Source organism: Sphingomonas sp. SUN039, assembly GCF_024758725.1.
Lineage (GTDB): Bacteria > Pseudomonadota > Alphaproteobacteria > Sphingomonadales > Sphingomonadaceae > Sphingomonas_O.
On sequence record NZ_CP096972.1, the window covers coordinates 1,634,961 to 1,649,251 of the forward strand.

A 14,291-nucleotide genomic window follows, 5' to 3' on the forward strand; every position below is an offset into this window, starting at 1 on the left:
GGCTTATCCGAACACTTCGGCAAAGAAATCGGTCAGCGCCGCCCACGACCGCCGGTCGGCGGTCGCGCTATAGTTCATACCGCGTTCGGGCTCGTTGGCGGACTTGCGGGTAAAGGCATGTGTCGTTCCGCTATAGGCGTGGATCTGCCAGTCCGCGCCCGCAGCCGTCAGTTCGTCGGCAAGGCCGACCATCGCCGCCGGGTCGGCCATCGGGTCGTCATAGCCGTGGCCGACGAGTAGTTTCGCCGAAATCGGCCCCTGCGGCCCGAGGTTCGGCTTGGCGAAAACGCCGTGCAGGCTGACGACGCCGACGACACCGGGCACACCGCCGCGCGCGACATCCAGGACGCACAGCCCACCGAAGCAATAGCCGATCATGCCGATCCGCTGCGGATCGGTCGCCATATGGCCCTTCGCAAAGTCGACTGCCGCGGTCAGCCGCCGGAGCAATCCGGCGCGGTCGCCGAACCACGGCCCGAGCAGCGCGCTATTGTCGCCCGCCGGGTCGCCGCGCACCCCCTTGCCGAACACATCGATCGCGATCCCGACATAGCCCAGTGCTGCCATCCGGTCGGCGGTCTCACGCTCCTGATCGCCCTGCCCCGCCCATTGGTGGACGACGAGCACAGCGGGGACCGGCGCGGCAAGCGGGCCCGCCGGCAGGCTGACATAGGCTTCGCAGACAGTGTCGCCGTCGAAATAGTCTATATAGGTGCCGGTCATATCGCTCTCTCATGCATCGCCCGCCCGCTTCCTTTCCGGAAGTCGGGGCTATCCGCAAGCCCCACCTTGCATCGCAGCAAGGCCGATGCTAGGCGCGCGCCATTCCGATGCACAGGCGCTTTATCGAGCGCTTTCGCGCGGGTTCAACGAGTCTTTGGGGACGTTCGCGCGTGGAGAATTCCGGCGGTATTCAGGCTAGCCTTGCAGGGCGGTACGCAGCCGCGCTGTTCGATCTCGCGCGCGAGAACAAGGCGCTCGACGCGGTCGAGACGAGCCTCAAGACGCTCGAATCGGCACTCGACCAGTCGGCCGATCTGAAGCGTCTCGTCACCAGCCCGCTGGTCGGTCGCGATGCCGCCGCCGCCGCGATCAAGGCGGTCGGATCGACGCTGAAGCTCGATACGCTGACCGCCAATTTCCTCGGCGTGCTCGCCCAGAACCGCCGCCTGCGTCAGGCCCCTGCCGTGATCGCCGCATTCCGTGCAATGGCCGCGAACCACCGGGGCGAGACGACCGCGCAGGTCACGACCGCGCATCCGCTGAGCGCCGATCAGGTGACGGCGCTGAAGGCCAAGCTCAAGACCCGTGTCGGGCGCGATGTCGCGGTCGACATGAAAACCGACCCCGGGATTCTCGGCGGGCTGATCGTCAAGATCGGCAGCCAGATGATCGACGGGTCGATCCGCACGAAATTGAACACCCTCGCGCATGCGATGAAAGGCTGAGTTAGAACGATGGATATCCGCGCCGCCGAAATCTCCCGCGTCATCAAGGACCAGATCGCGTCCTTCGGCACGGAAGCCGAAGTTTCCGAAACCGGACAGGTGCTGTCGGTCGGCGACGGCATCGCGCGCATCCACGGCCTCGACAATGTCCAGGCCGGTGAAATGGTCGCGTTCGCCAATGGCGTACAGGGCATGGCGCTCAACCTCGAAGCCGATAACGTCGGCGTCGTGATTTTCGGGTCGGACTCGGAAATCAAGGAAGGCGATGTCGTCAAGCGCACCGGCACGATTGTGGACGTTCCCGTCGGCAAGGGACTGCTCGGGCGCGTCGTCGACGGCCTTGGCAACCCCATCGACGGCAAGGGGCCGATCGTCAGCGACCAGCGCTCGCGCGTCGAAGTCAAGGCGCCCGGCATCATCCCGCGCAAATCGGTGCACGAGCCGGTACAAACCGGCCTCAAGGCGCTCGACGCGCTCGTCCCCGTCGGTCGCGGCCAGCGCGAACTGATCATCGGCGACCGTCAAACGGGTAAAACCGCCGTCGCCATCGACACCTTCATCAACCAGAAGGCCGGCCACGCGGGCACCGACGAGAACAACAAGCTCTACTGCATCTATGTCGCCATCGGCCAGAAGCGTTCGACCGTCGCGCAGATCGTCCGCGCGCTCGAAGAGAGCGGCGCGATGGAATACACCATCGTCGTCGCCGCAACCGCGTCGGAGCCTGCGCCGCTGCAGTTCCTCGCGCCCTATACCGGCTGCGCGATGGGCGAGTATTTCCGCGACAACGGCATGCACGCCGTCATCGTCTATGACGATCTGTCGAAGCAGGCCGTCGCCTATCGCCAGATGTCGTTGCTGCTGCGCCGCCCGCCGGGCCGCGAAGCCTATCCCGGCGACGTGTTCTATCTCCACAGCCGTCTGCTCGAACGTGCGGCGAAGCTGAACGACGACAATGGCAACGGCTCGCTGACGGCGTTGCCGATCATTGAGACGCAGGCGGGCGACGTGTCGGCGTACATCCCGACCAACGTGATTTCGATCACCGACGGCCAGATCTTCCTCGAAACCGACCTGTTCTATCAGGGCGTCCGTCCCGCCATCAACGTGGGCCTCAGCGTGTCGCGCGTCGGCTCCGCCGCGCAGACCAAGGCGATGAAGAAGGTCAGCGGTTCGATCAAGCTGGAGCTGGCGCAGTACCGCGAAATGGCGGCGTTCGCGCAGTTCGGCTCGGACCTCGACGCCTCGACCCAGAAGCTCCTGAACCGCGGTTCGCGCCTCACCGAACTGCTCAAGCAGAAGCAGTACGCGCCGATGCCGTTCGAGGAACAGACCGCGTCGATCTTCGCGGGCGTGAACGGTTATCTCGACAGCATCCCGGCAACCGACGTGACCCGCTACGAGGAAGCGATGCTCGCCGATCTGCGCGCGAACCATGGCGGCGTGCTCAAGCTGATCCGCGACAGCAAGGACCTGGGCGACGATGCCAAGGCCGGGCTGGTCAAGGCGCTGGATGCGTTCGCGAAGACGTTTGCGTAAGTAAATGGCCAGTCTGAAGGCCCTCAAGATCCGCATCGGCTCGGTGAAGTCGACGCAGAAGATCACCAAGGCGATGAAGATGGTCGCCGCCGCGAAACTGCGCCGCGCGCAGGAAGCGGCGGTTGCCGGACGTCCCTATGCCGAGCGTCTCGAAGCGGTGATGTCGAGCCTCGCCGCCAAGGTGACGGTCAGCGAAAACAGCCCAAAACTGCTCGCGGGCACCGGCAAGAATCAGGTTCACCTGATCGTCGTCGCGACCTCAGAGCGCGGGCTGGCAGGTGCGTTCAACACCAACATCGTCCGCGCCGCACGCGCCAAGGCGGTCGAGCTGGAAGCCGCGGGTAAGACCGTGAAGTTCTACCTCGCGGGCAAAAAGGGGCGCGTTCTTCGCCGTTTCTACCCCAAGCAGATTCTGCACGATCAGGAAGTCGGCCACATCAAGAACGTCGCTTTCACCGACGCGCAGATCGTGGCGCAGGATCTGATCGCGCGGTTCGAGGCGGGCGAGTTCGACGTCGCCCACCTGTTCTTCGCGAAGTTCCGCTCTGCGCTGGTGCAGGAGCCGACAGGCATCCAGATCATTCCCGTGCCGCTCGCGCCCGCGCCTGCCGTTGCCCCCGTGGGCGCGCAGGCGGCGGTCGAGTACGAACCAGACGAGGAAACCATTCTCGCCGACCTCCTCCCCCGCAACGTCGGGATCCAGATTTTCCGCGCGATGCTGGAAAACGCCGCCTCCGAACAGGGCAGCCGCATGACCGCCATGGACAATGCGACGCGCAACGCAGGCGACATGATCAACAAGCTGACCGTTCTCTACAACCGCACCCGTCAGGCCGCGATCACGACCGAACTGATCGAGATCATCGCCGGGGCGGAGGCGCTTTGATGTCTTTCGCGCTTTTCTTTGCAACGGCGCTCGCGGCAGGATCGACCGGTATGTCGAAAGCCGTTGCCGAGGCGCAGAGCAAATGCGTCAAAGCTGCAGAGGGACCAGCGCCCGCGCCAATAGCGCAATTGCCGGTAGAGAAGTTCGATCATTGCATCGTGATCGAAGCAAATAAGCGGCCGTTGAAAACACGCAAAGCGATTTGCGCTTTAGGTAAATCTGGCGGCACATCTGGCTCGACCGTTGAGGTCTATATGGCCAACGGCAAGTGTCGAACCGACTACGAATAAACGACTTCTGACGATAAGGACCGAGATCATGGCTACCGCAGCCCCCACCACCAAGAAGCCCGCCGCCAAAAAGGCTGCCGCACCCAAGGCTGCAGCAACGGCATCCGCCCCCGTCCAGACGTCGAACAACGTCGGCGCAATCAGCCAGGTTATCGGCGCGGTCGTCGATGTGACCTTCGAGGACCAGCTGCCCGCAATTCTGTCGGCGCTCGAGACCTTCAACAACGGCAACCGCATCATCCTCGAAGTCGCGCAGCATCTCGGCGAGAACACGGTTCGCACGATCGCGATGGATGCGACCGAGGGTCTGACCCGCGGCCAGCGCGTCACCGACACCGGTTCGCAGATCCGCATGCCGGTCGGCCCGATGACGCTCGGGCGCATCATGAACGTCATCGGCGAGCCGATCGACGAGCGCGGCCCCATCGGTGCCACGCAGACCGCCCCGATCCACGCCAAGGCCCCCGAGTTCGTCGACCAGTCGACCGAGAGCGCGATCCTCGTCACCGGCATCAAGGTCATCGATCTGCTCGCGCCCTATGCGCGCGGCGGCAAGATCGGCCTGTTCGGCGGCGCGGGCGTCGGCAAGACCGTGCTCATCCAGGAACTGATCAACAACATCGCCAAGGGCCACGGCGGCGTGTCGGTGTTCGCCGGCGTCGGCGAGCGCACGCGCGAAGGCAACGATCTCTATCACGAATTCCTCGACGCGGGCGTCATCGCCAAGGATGCCGACGGCAATCCGACGCCGGAAGGGTCGAAGGTCGCGCTGGTGTTCGGCCAGATGAACGAGCCCCCGGGCGCGCGTGCCCGTGTCGCGCTGTCGGGCCTGACCATCGCCGAATATTTCCGCGACACCGAGGGGCAGGACGTGCTGTTCTTCGTCGACAACATCTTCCGCTTCACGCAGGCGGGTTCGGAAGTGTCGGCACTGCTCGGCCGTATTCCGTCGGCGGTGGGCTATCAGCCGACCCTGTCGACCGACATGGGTGCGCTGCAGGAACGCATCACCTCGACCAACAAGGGCTCGATCACTTCGGTGCAGGCGATCTACGTGCCTGCCGACGATCTCACCGATCCGGCGCCTGCCACGTCGTTCGCCCACTTGGACGCGACGACCACGCTCAACCGCGCGATTTCGGAACTCGGCATTTATCCCGCCGTCGATCCGCTCGATTCGACCAGCCGCGTTCTCACGCCCGCCGTCGTCGGTCAGGTGCACTACGACACCGCCCGCCGCGTTCAGGAAACGCTGCAGAAGTACAAGTCGCTGCAGGACATCATCGCCATTCTGGGCATGGACGAGCTGAGCGAGGAAGATAAGCTGATCGTCAGCCGCGCGCGCAAAATCCAGAAGTTCCTGTCGCAGCCGTTCCACGTCGCCGAGGTGTTCACTGGCATCAGCGGCAAGTTCGTGCAGGTCGAGGACACGGTGAAGTCGTTCAAGGCGGTCGTCGACGGCGAGTACGATCACCTGCCCGAAGCCGCGTTCTACATGGTCGGCGGCATCGAAGAAGCCGTTGCCAAGGCGCAGAAGCTGGCCGAGGACGCCTAAGTGCTGACCTTCGAACTCGTCACGCCCGAGCGCGCGGTGCTGAGCACTTCGGCCTATCTGGTCGAGCTGCCCGGCAGCGAAGGCGATATGGGCGTATTTGCGGGCCATGCGCCGGTGATGACGACAATCCGCGACGGCGAAGTCCGCGTTTATGCAAGCGCAGGCGCGACGCCGCAGCGGATCGCGGTCGAGGGCGGCTTTGCCGAAATCGGCGAGAAGGGCGTGACCCTCCTCGCCGAACGCGCGTCGGTCGTAGCCTAAACCGCGACCGCTTCCTTCAGCTTTTCGAATGCCGCGCCCATTTCTTCGCGCTCGTTGCTTTCGAAATTGTCTTTTACATCGTCGAAGATCGTGTCTTCCTCTTCCTTGATATGATGCTCGAGGATTTCCTGCATCACCTGCGCTTCGGCGCGCCATTCCGCTGACAACGGATCGGTACCAGCTTTCAGCTTCTTGAGTAGCGTGTCGGCGAGCATATGCTCGGTGTAGCCTTCGTGCGCGTCGACCTCGGTCTCATCGTCACCCGTGCCGATCAGGGCATCATAGACGACTTTTTCTTCCGCCTTCGAATGCTTGCCGAGCAACTCGGCAAATGCCTCGAACGTCGTACGAATTTCGACGGCGTCCTCGCTAGAATTGATCGTGTCGAGCATCGATTTCAGCTCTTTATGATCTTCTTTCAACGCTTTGGTAATTTCCACGGTCCATCTCCTTCGGGGGCGTTCGCGGAAATGAACGTTCGAAATCGGGTTCCGTTGCGCGTGCTGCGAAATCGACCGACGCATTAGCGTTTCGTCAAAGTTTACGTCCTATTCACCGTCTCTGGCCACAGAGTTTTGACGTGGCATCCCTTTGTTGTGGGGCGGACTGATGAGTGCATTTGGCAAGCGAGGCGGTATCAGCGGCACGGGTGCACCCCGGCCCGCCTTCGGCGTCGCACGCCCGATGCAGGGTCCGGGCGGCCCGACGCCGGTCAACGGCCCCGTCGAAGGCGGCAGCCAGTTTCCCCCGTTCGAAACCGTACCGCTGCCCGGTGCCGAACCCGAACCGTCGCAAGGGCGTCCCAACTCGTCGGCCGATGCAATGTCGCGCCTCAACGACCGCCAGTCGGCGGAAATGGAAGCAGCCCCCAAGGCCGAAGGCTTCGAGGCGAGCGTTCACAAGATCAAGGAACAGGTGCTGCCGCGCCTGCTCGAACGCATCGACCCCGAAGCAGCGGCCACGCTGAACAAGGACGAGCTGGCCGAGGAGTTTCGCCCGATCATCGGCGAAGTGCTGGCCGAGCTGAAATTCACGCTCAACCGGCGCGAGCAGTTCGCGCTCGAAAAAGTGCTGGTCGACGAACTGCTCGGCCTCGGGCCGCTCGAGGAATTGCTCAGCGACCCGACGATTACCGACATCATGGTCAACGGCCCCGACCAGACCTACATCGAGCAAAAGGGCAAGCTTACGATCGCGCCGATCCAGTTCCGCGACGAAGAACATCTGTTCCAGATCGCGCAGCGGATCTGCAACTCGGTCGGTCGCCGTGTCGATCAGACCAGCCCGCTCGCCGACGCCCGTTTGAAGGACGGCAGTCGCGTCAACGTGATCGTGCCGCCGCTCAGCTTGCGCGGTACCGCGATCTCGATCCGCAAATTCTCCGCCAAGCCGATCACGCTCGACATGATGGCCAAGGGCGGATCGATGTCGGAAAAGATGGCGACCGCGCTGAAAATCGCGGGCGCATGTCGATTCAACATCGTCATCTCGGGCGGTACCGGTTCAGGTAAGACGACGATGCTCAACGCCTTGTCGAAAATGATCGACCCGGGCGAGCGCGTGCTGACCATCGAGGACGCCGCCGAACTTCGTCTGCAACAGCCGCACTGGCTGCCGCTCGAAACGCGCCCGGCGAACTTGGAGGGACAGGGCGAAATCTCGATCCGCGACCTCGTCAAGAACGCACTGCGTATGCGCCCCGACCGCATCATCCTCGGCGAAATTCGCGGTCAGGAATGTTTCGACCTGCTCGCGGCGATGAATACCGGCCATGACGGGTCGATGTGCACGCTCCACAGCAACTCCCCGCGCGAGGCCATCGCGCGCATGGAGAACATGGTGATGATGGGCGACATCAAGATGCCCAAGGAAGCCATTTCGCGCCAGATCGCCGACTCGGTCGACCTGGTCGTGCAGGTCAAGCGCCTGCGCGATGGCTCACGCCGGGTCACCGACATCACCGAGATTGTCGGGATGGAAGGGCCGGTGATCGTGACGCAGCAGCTGTTCAAGTTCGAATATCTCGACGAGAGCGCCGACGGCAAGATCATCGGCGAGTATCGCGCCATGGGTTTGCGCCCCTATACGCTTGAAAAGGCCAAGCAATACGGCTTCGACCAGCCGTATCTCGAATCCTGCCTGTAACCGCCAGACTCCCCTTGCACACATAGCGGCGCAGCCCCATTCAGAGGTGTATTGACCTCGTATGCGGAGCCCGACGATGCGCCCTTCCCTGATTGCAGCTGTATTGATGATCGGGGCAGGGAGCGTCGCGACGACTGTTGCGGTAACCGCCAAAACCACGCCGTCGATGCGGACGGCGCTCGCCGCCGCTGTTGCCGCGCCGACGCGCACCGCGACAAACGTCGCACGCGACAAATACCGCAAGCCCGCCGAAACTCTGGCGTTTTTTGGCGTGAAGCCGACCGACAACGTGGTCGAAATCTGGCCGGGCGGCGGCTGGTACACTGAAATCCTCGCGCCCTATCTGCGCGACAACGGGCAGCTGACGGTAGTGTCACCGCCGGGAAGCGGTAGCGACAGCATCGCCAAGAAGCTGGACGCAAATGCCGCGACCTATGGCAAGGTTGCACGGGCAAATTTCCCGTCTGTGCTGGGCGGCACAGGCGTCGCCCCCGGCAGCGCCGACGTCGTGATGACGTTCCGCAACGTCCACAACTGGCGGATGGGGGCGTACAATAAGGACGTAGATTACAGCGAGGCCGCCTTTCGCGAAATCTACGCGATGCTGAAACCCGGCGGGGTGCTCGGCATCGAGGATCACCGTCTGCCCGAAAACATGGACACCGCCCGCGAACGGTCGAGCGGCTATATGAAGGTGTCGACGATCAGGATGCTCGCCCAGAGCGCAGGATTTCAGTTCGCCGGGTCGAGCGAAGTCAACGCCAACTCGCGCGACACCCATGATTATCCCAAAGGTGTGTGGACCCTGCCCCCGCGTTTTGCCGAAGGCGACACCGACCGCGCCAAATACGCCGCCATCGGTGAAAGCGACCGCATGACGTTAAAGTTCGTCAAGCCGCGCCGCTGAACAGACGTGCATTAGTCGGCGAGCTTGTCGACCTTCGCCTGAAGCTCGGCAATCTGTGCCTTCAGCGAGCTAATCTCGGTCGCGTTTTCGGCTTTCGTCCCCGGCACGAACGCGCTGGCGGCCGCTTCGAACATCGCCATGTTACGCTTGGCCATCTCCGCGAACGGACCGCCCGAAAATGCGGTTTTCATCGCGTCGTTGAACTTCGACTGGTTCAACCGGAACGCGTCCATCGACGCTTCGAGATATTGCGGGACCATCGACTGCATCGAGTCGCCGTACATCGAGATCAGCTGGCGCAGGAAGGTCGGCGGCAGCAACGTCTCGCCGCGGCTCTCCTCGTCCATGATGATCTGGGTCAGGACGCTGTGGGTGATATCCTCGTCGGTCTTGGCATCCAGCACCTTGAAATCGCGCCCTTCACGGGTCAGCTGGGCGAGGTGTTCGAGCGTAATATAGCTCGATGTCTCTGTGTTATAGAGACGGCGGTTCGCGTATTTCTTGACGATAACGGCGGGGCGTTCGCCGCCTTCGCCCTCAGGTGCTGCTTTGGCCATTGTAGGTATGTCCCGATACGGAAAGTCGTTCTGTATCACCATATCATGCTGCACAGCAACAAGGGCCGCTAACGGGCGGTGACATTGCCTACTCTCTGCCATATGGAGGCAAGACAAACGCGTTACGTAGGGGATTTTCGCATGACTGAGGTTGTCATAACTGCCGCACGCCGCACGCCGGTCGGGAGTTTTATGGGCAGTTTTGCGAACGTACCCGCTCACGAGCTCGGTCGGGTAGCCATTCTCGCCGCGCTGGAAAGCGCCGGCGTTGCCCCGGGGGAAGTCTCCGACGTCATTCTCGGGCAAGTGCTAACGGCCGCGCAAGGCCAGAACCCGGCGCGTCAGGCATCGATGGCTGCAGGGATTCCCAAGGAAATTCCGGCATTCGGGATCAACCAGGTGTGCGGTTCGGGTCTGCGGGCCGTTGCCCTCGCGACGCAGGCAATCAAGGCCGGCGATGCGTCCATCGTTTTGGCGGGCGGACAGGAAAGCATGTCGCTCAGCACCCACGCTCAGACGCTGCGCCCGGGCACCAAGATGGGCAGTCTCGAGCTGATCGATACGATGATCAAGGACGGCCTGACCGATGTATTCAACGGCTATCACATGGGCATCACTGCCGAAAATCTGGCCGAGCAGCACCAGATCACCCGCGAGATGCAGGATGCCTTCGCGGCGCGTTCGCAGAACCTTGCTTCTGCTGCACGTGCGAACGGCGTATTCGCGGCGGAAATCGCACCTGTTACTGTCAAGGGACGCAAGGGCGATACGGTCGTCGATACCGACGAGTTCATCCGCGACGGCGTTACGGCAGAGTCGCTTGCCGGGCTTCGCCCCGCGTTCAAGAAGGACGGCACGGTGACTGCGGCGAACGCGAGCGGCCTCAACGACGGCGCCGCGGTGCTGGTGCTGATGTCGGCCGACGAAGCCGCGCGTCGCGGCGCGCCGGTGCTGGCACGAGTCGCGGGCTGGGCGACGTCGGGGGTCGATCCCTCGATCATGGGTATCGGCCCGGTCCCCGCCACCCGCGCTGCGCTCGCCAAGGCTGGCTGGACTGTCGCCGACCTCGATCTGATCGAAGCGAACGAGGCATTCGCGGCACAGGCGCTGGCCGTCGGCAAGGAACTCGGCTGGGATCCCGACAAGGTCAACGTCAACGGCGGGGCGATCGCGATCGGCCACCCGATCGGTGCAAGCGGCGCACGGGTGCTGACCACCCTGCTCCACGAAATGGGCCGGCGCGATGCCAAAAAGGGTCTGGCGACGCTGTGCATCGGCGGCGGCATGGGCATTGCACTGGCGGTCGAGCGCGGCTGACGGTGTGCGGTTTCCCTATGTGGCAATTGGGTGACACCGCCCGCGTTTTTTAACGGCAGATGAACGGGCGGCCTTGTGCCGCCCGCCGATTCCCCCTTTCAAGTACATATGGCGCGAATCCCGCGCACAAAGATACATGACAGGGGTTTGTCATATGAACGTAGTACGTTTCCTGAGCGCGACCGCGCTCGCTGGCGCGGCTTTGGCGCTGCCCGGATTTGCCCTCGCACAGGGTACGGCGCCGACCGCCGAGCAGTGCAAAGACAATCCGCAGCTCGCAAATTGCCCGACAACCAACGCCGATGGCTCGGAGTCGACCAGCAGCACGATCGTCGTCACCGGTTCGCGCATTGCGCGCCCCACGCTCTCGTCGCCCGTTCCGGTAACGAGCGTGAGCGCGGAGGATATCCTGTCGAGCGGCGACCTCAATGTCGGCGACGCGCTCAACGACCTGCCGTCGCTGCGTTCGACCTTCAGCCAGTCGAACTCGACGCGCTTCATCGGCACCGCCGGTCTCAACGAGCTTGACCTTCGCGGCCTCGGCGTCGCGCGTACGCTCGTCCTTGTGAACGGTCGCCGCCATGTCACCGTCGCACCGGGCAGCTATATCGTCGATGTCAACACCATCCCGGGCGAACTGCTCGAGCGCGTCGATGTCGTCACCGGCGGCAACTCCGCCATTTACGGGTCGGACGCCATCGCCGGCGTCGTCAACTTCGTACTTAAGCGCAACTTTGACGGTTTCCGCATTTCGGGACAGAGCGGCGTTTCCCAGCGCGGTGATCGCGGCTCCTATTTCGTTGCCGGCACGTTCGGGCGCAATTTCGCCGACGGACGCGGCAATATTGCGGTTTCAGCCGAATATTCGAAGCAAAATCCGATCAAGTTTGTTGGGCGCGATTATCTGACCGGCGCATTTTCGGGCCGTAATCAGTTCAACACCAACGAGCCGACCGCAGGTGAACCCCAGTCGGGCGACGGCATTCCCGATCAAGTCTATCTGACCGGTGTCCGCAACGGCAACATCTCGGATGGCGGCTTGATCACGGGCGTATGCAATTCGACGCTGCTAACAAATTCAACGCGTTGCGCTGTTGGTGCTACCACAGCACTGCCCCTCGCCCAGATGTACGTTTTTCAGCCCGATGGTACGTTGATCGTGAACCCGGTGATTCGCGATCTTCGGGTAGAAACGGGGAATGCAACTTCAAACACCGTTGGAGGCCTTGGCTCGACGCTGTCGAACTACGGCGATCTTTTTCCTGAACTCGAACGATTTACCGTAAACGTGCTGGCTCGCTTTGAGGTGTCGGATGCGTTCCAACCCTTCGTCGAGGCCAAGTACAATCGGCTGAAGGTCATCTCGGAGACTTCGCCGAGCTTCTTCCAAGGTTCGATCCCTGGCTTCTTCGGCGGCGGTGCCAACCTGCGCTGCGACAACCCCTATCTGACGCAGCAGGCCTTCAACCAGCTGGTCACGATCGGACGCTGCCCGACCGGAGTTGCCTTTGGCGCAACCAACGCAGCGACTTTCAATCTGACCGGTCGCAACAATGTCGATCTCGGGTCGCGCGGCGAGTTCAACACCCGCGACACATTCCGCATTGTTGCAGGGATCGAGGGTCGGTTCAACGACGACTGGCGCTATGAAATCGCGGTCAACTACGGCCAGCTGATCAGCAACACGACCTCCACCAATAACCTGCTGCTGTTCAAACCCGATGGCAGCAACGCCGGTTTCCTGAACGCCATCGACGCCACACGCAATGCAGCGGGCCAGATCGTTTGCCGCATCAATGCGGTCACGGTTACCGACCCGGCCTGCGTACCGTACAATCCTTTCGGGTCGGGTGCGTCGACCAATCTGGAAGCAGTTCGCAACTATGTGAACGTCAACAGCCAGTTCCGTGACACGGCATCGGAGCTCGTCATATCGGCCAACCTCGGCGGCGACTTGTCACAGCTGTTCGAACTACCCGGCGGTCCAATCGGTTTCGCCATCGGCGGGGAGTATCGCGAGGAGCGGGCGAGCCGTGCCGTCGACGACAACACGAGTCTCGGTCTGACATTCCTTACAGCGCTCCAAGGGGTGAACTATCCCAAGCTCACTGTGAAGGACATTTACGGCGAGGTCCGCGTCCCGATCCTCCGCGATACGCCCGGCTTCCAGCTGCTCGAGTTCAATGGCGCCTACCGCTATTCGGAATACAATACGAATGCCGGCGGCACACACGCTTATAACGCATCTGTGGTCTATTCGCCGATCGCCGACCTGAAGTTCCGCGCCGCTTATGCCCGTTCGGTGCGAACCCCCACGCAAGCAAACTTGTTCGCGCCGGTGGGCCAGAACTTTGCATCGATTTCCGACCCTTGCGATGTTCTGTTCATCAACTCGGGTTCGGCGACGCGTGCTGCCAACTGCGCGGCGGCAGGTATTCCTGTTGGATTCGTAAATACGGCTGCGCGGGCGGCAACACTCAGCTTCTCTCAGGGCGGAAACCCGTTTCTGACCGCTGAAAAGTCGGACAGCTACACGCTAGGTGCCGTCCTCGAACCACGGTTCGTGCCGGGTCTGTCGATCACAGTCGATTATTACAACATCAAGGTCAGCAACCTGATCGCGACGCTGGGCGCCAACACGATCATCAACCTGTGCTATGACTCTCCGACGCTCAACAACCAGTATTGCCCGCTGGTCAATCGTGTCGCTGGCGGCAATTTCGGGCCGCGTGCCGTGCTGTCGGGGCCGGTCAATTTCGCGCGGCAGGTGGCCAAGGGCATCGACATCGATCTTGCCTACAGCAAGAAATTTGAAAACGGTGATCGCTTCGCCTATCGCGTGATCGCGGGATGGAAGCTAGCGATCGACAACTTCGTCGATCCGACCAATCCGTTGATCCCGGACCGCCAGTTGAGCGAGCTTGGCGATCCTCAGTTCGAGTTCTCGGCCAGCACGTCGTACAAGCACGGACCGGTCGAAGGGCGACTGGCCGTTCGCTACATCGGGCCGCAAACCATCGGTACCTACGAGGCGCAGAATCCCTATTACGGGCTCTGTCCGACAGCGACGAACGCTGCTGCAGGGGTCACCGCAGGCCAGGGCCTGCGGGGTGCCTGCACGGCCGGAAGTATCGTCCTGCTGCAACCGCAGAATGCCGACCAGACTGCCGAGGTCTACTACCCGTCGCAGGTGTATGCAGACGTGCGCTTCAGCCTCGACGTGACGAAGAAGTTCCGGCTATCGGTTGGCATCGACAATCTCTTCGACCGCAAACCGCCGCTCGGGCTGCTCGGTACCGGTGCCGGCAGCGGCATCTTCGATGCGACCGGTCGCTACTTCTACGCCGCGTTCCGCGCCGACCTGTAGTCAACCGACTGACGAAGAA

General features: G+C 62.5%; 13 protein-coding genes. 10 read left to right on the forward strand and 3 right to left on the reverse strand.

Going from position 1 to position 14,291, the window contains the following annotated elements; all coding sequences use genetic code 11:
• Window positions 1–3: 3 nt before the first annotated feature.
• The gene (locus M0209_RS07965; RefSeq protein ID WP_258887751.1) at window positions 4–723 is read right to left on the reverse strand and encodes a dienelactone hydrolase family protein; all 720 of its coding nucleotides are present in this window, start codon (window positions 721–723) and stop codon (window positions 4–6) included.
• Window positions 724–893: 170 nt separating this feature from the next.
• Here M0209_RS07965 and M0209_RS07970 point away from each other — a divergent pair, with 170 nt between their 5' ends.
• Genes M0209_RS07970 through M0209_RS07995 form a run of 6 tightly spaced genes read left to right on the forward strand, consistent with a single transcriptional unit; the run spans window position 894 to window position 5,979 of the window.
• Window positions 894–1,448 carry a F0F1 ATP synthase subunit delta gene (locus M0209_RS07970; RefSeq protein ID WP_258887752.1) on the forward strand — a complete coding sequence of 185 codons (555 nt, stop codon included), beginning with the start codon at window positions 894–896 and terminating at the stop codon, window positions 1,446–1,448.
• Between the two features lie 9 nt (window positions 1,449–1,457).
• A complete protein-coding gene (atpA, locus tag M0209_RS07975) occupies window positions 1,458–2,987 on the forward strand; it encodes a F0F1 ATP synthase subunit alpha (RefSeq protein ID WP_258887753.1) in 1,530 nt (509 codons plus the stop codon).
• Between the two features lie 4 nt (window positions 2,988–2,991).
• A complete protein-coding gene (locus M0209_RS07980; protein WP_258887754.1) occupies window positions 2,992–3,873 on the forward strand; it encodes a F0F1 ATP synthase subunit gamma in 882 nt (293 codons plus the stop codon).
• Complete coding sequence (locus tag M0209_RS07985) at window positions 3,873–4,163, forward strand: hypothetical protein (RefSeq protein ID WP_258887755.1); 291 nt, start codon at window positions 3,873–3,875, stop codon at window positions 4,161–4,163. Before M0209_RS07980 ends, M0209_RS07985 begins: the two co-directional genes overlap by 1 nt.
• A 28-nt stretch (window positions 4,164–4,191) precedes the next feature.
• Window positions 4,192–5,718, forward strand: coding sequence for a F0F1 ATP synthase subunit beta (atpD, locus tag M0209_RS07990; RefSeq protein WP_258887756.1), 1,527 nt, complete (start codon window positions 4,192–4,194; stop codon window positions 5,716–5,718).
• Entirely contained in the window at window positions 5,719–5,979 is a 261-nt protein-coding gene (locus M0209_RS07995) for an ATP synthase F1 subunit epsilon (protein WP_258887757.1), read from the forward strand.
• Here M0209_RS07995 and M0209_RS08000 read toward each other — a convergent pair.
• Window positions 5,976–6,419 (reverse strand): hemerythrin domain-containing protein, encoded by a 444-nt coding sequence (locus M0209_RS08000; protein WP_258887758.1) that lies wholly within the window; start codon window positions 6,417–6,419, stop codon window positions 5,976–5,978. The genes M0209_RS07995 and M0209_RS08000 overlap by 4 nt on opposite strands.
• A 169-nt stretch (window positions 6,420–6,588) precedes the next feature.
• Here M0209_RS08000 and M0209_RS08005 point away from each other — a divergent pair, with 169 nt between their 5' ends.
• Window positions 6,589–8,124, forward strand: a complete 1,536-nt coding sequence (locus M0209_RS08005) for a CpaF family protein (RefSeq protein WP_258887759.1) — start codon at window positions 6,589–6,591, stop codon at window positions 8,122–8,124.
• A 76-nt stretch (window positions 8,125–8,200) separates the two neighbouring features.
• Window positions 8,201–9,031, forward strand: a complete 831-nt coding sequence (locus tag M0209_RS08010; protein WP_258887760.1) for a class I SAM-dependent methyltransferase — start codon at window positions 8,201–8,203, stop codon at window positions 9,029–9,031.
• Window positions 9,032–9,042: 11 nt separating this feature from the next.
• Here the strand turns inward: M0209_RS08010 and phaR are convergent, their stop codons facing one another.
• Window positions 9,043–9,588, reverse strand: coding sequence for a polyhydroxyalkanoate synthesis repressor PhaR (gene phaR / locus M0209_RS08015; protein WP_258887761.1), 546 nt, complete (start codon window positions 9,586–9,588; stop codon window positions 9,043–9,045).
• A gap of 141 nt (window positions 9,589–9,729) precedes the next feature.
• Between phaR and M0209_RS08020 the strand changes: the two genes are divergently transcribed.
• Both M0209_RS08020 and M0209_RS08025 read left to right on the forward strand, forming a co-directional pair.
• Window positions 9,730–10,905 carry an acetyl-CoA C-acetyltransferase gene (locus tag M0209_RS08020; RefSeq protein ID WP_258887762.1) on the forward strand — a complete coding sequence of 392 codons (1,176 nt, stop codon included), beginning with the start codon at window positions 9,730–9,732 and terminating at the stop codon, window positions 10,903–10,905.
• A gap of 154 nt (window positions 10,906–11,059) precedes the next feature.
• The gene (locus M0209_RS08025) at window positions 11,060–14,272 is read left to right on the forward strand and encodes a TonB-dependent receptor domain-containing protein (RefSeq protein WP_258887763.1); all 3,213 of its coding nucleotides are present in this window, start codon (window positions 11,060–11,062) and stop codon (window positions 14,270–14,272) included.
• The last annotated feature ends 19 nt before the right edge of the window (window positions 14,273–14,291 follow it).

Bases quoted from the DNA above. Each gene is read 5' to 3' on its own strand.
- M0209_RS07965 (WP_258887751.1), bottom strand. From the start codon at position 723: ATGACCGGCACCTATATAGACTATTTCGACGGCGACACTGTCTGCGAA.
- atpA (WP_258887753.1), top strand. From the start codon at position 1,458: ATGGATATCCGCGCCGCCGAAATCTCCCGCGTCATCAAGGACCAGATC.
- M0209_RS07980 (WP_258887754.1), top strand. From the start codon at position 2,992: ATGGCCAGTCTGAAGGCCCTCAAGATCCGCATCGGCTCGGTGAAGTCG.
- M0209_RS07985 (WP_258887755.1), top strand. From the start codon at position 3,873: ATGTCTTTCGCGCTTTTCTTTGCAACGGCGCTCGCGGCAGGATCGACC.
- atpD (WP_258887756.1), top strand. From the start codon at position 4,192: ATGGCTACCGCAGCCCCCACCACCAAGAAGCCCGCCGCCAAAAAGGCT.
- M0209_RS08005 (WP_258887759.1), top strand. From the start codon at position 6,589: ATGAGTGCATTTGGCAAGCGAGGCGGTATCAGCGGCACGGGTGCACCC.
- M0209_RS08010 (WP_258887760.1), top strand. From the start codon at position 8,201: ATGCGCCCTTCCCTGATTGCAGCTGTATTGATGATCGGGGCAGGGAGC.
- phaR (WP_258887761.1), bottom strand. From the start codon at position 9,588: ATGGCCAAAGCAGCACCTGAGGGCGAAGGCGGCGAACGCCCCGCCGTT.
- M0209_RS08020 (WP_258887762.1), top strand. From the start codon at position 9,730: ATGACTGAGGTTGTCATAACTGCCGCACGCCGCACGCCGGTCGGGAGT.
- M0209_RS08025 (WP_258887763.1), top strand. From the start codon at position 11,060: ATGAACGTAGTACGTTTCCTGAGCGCGACCGCGCTCGCTGGCGCGGCT.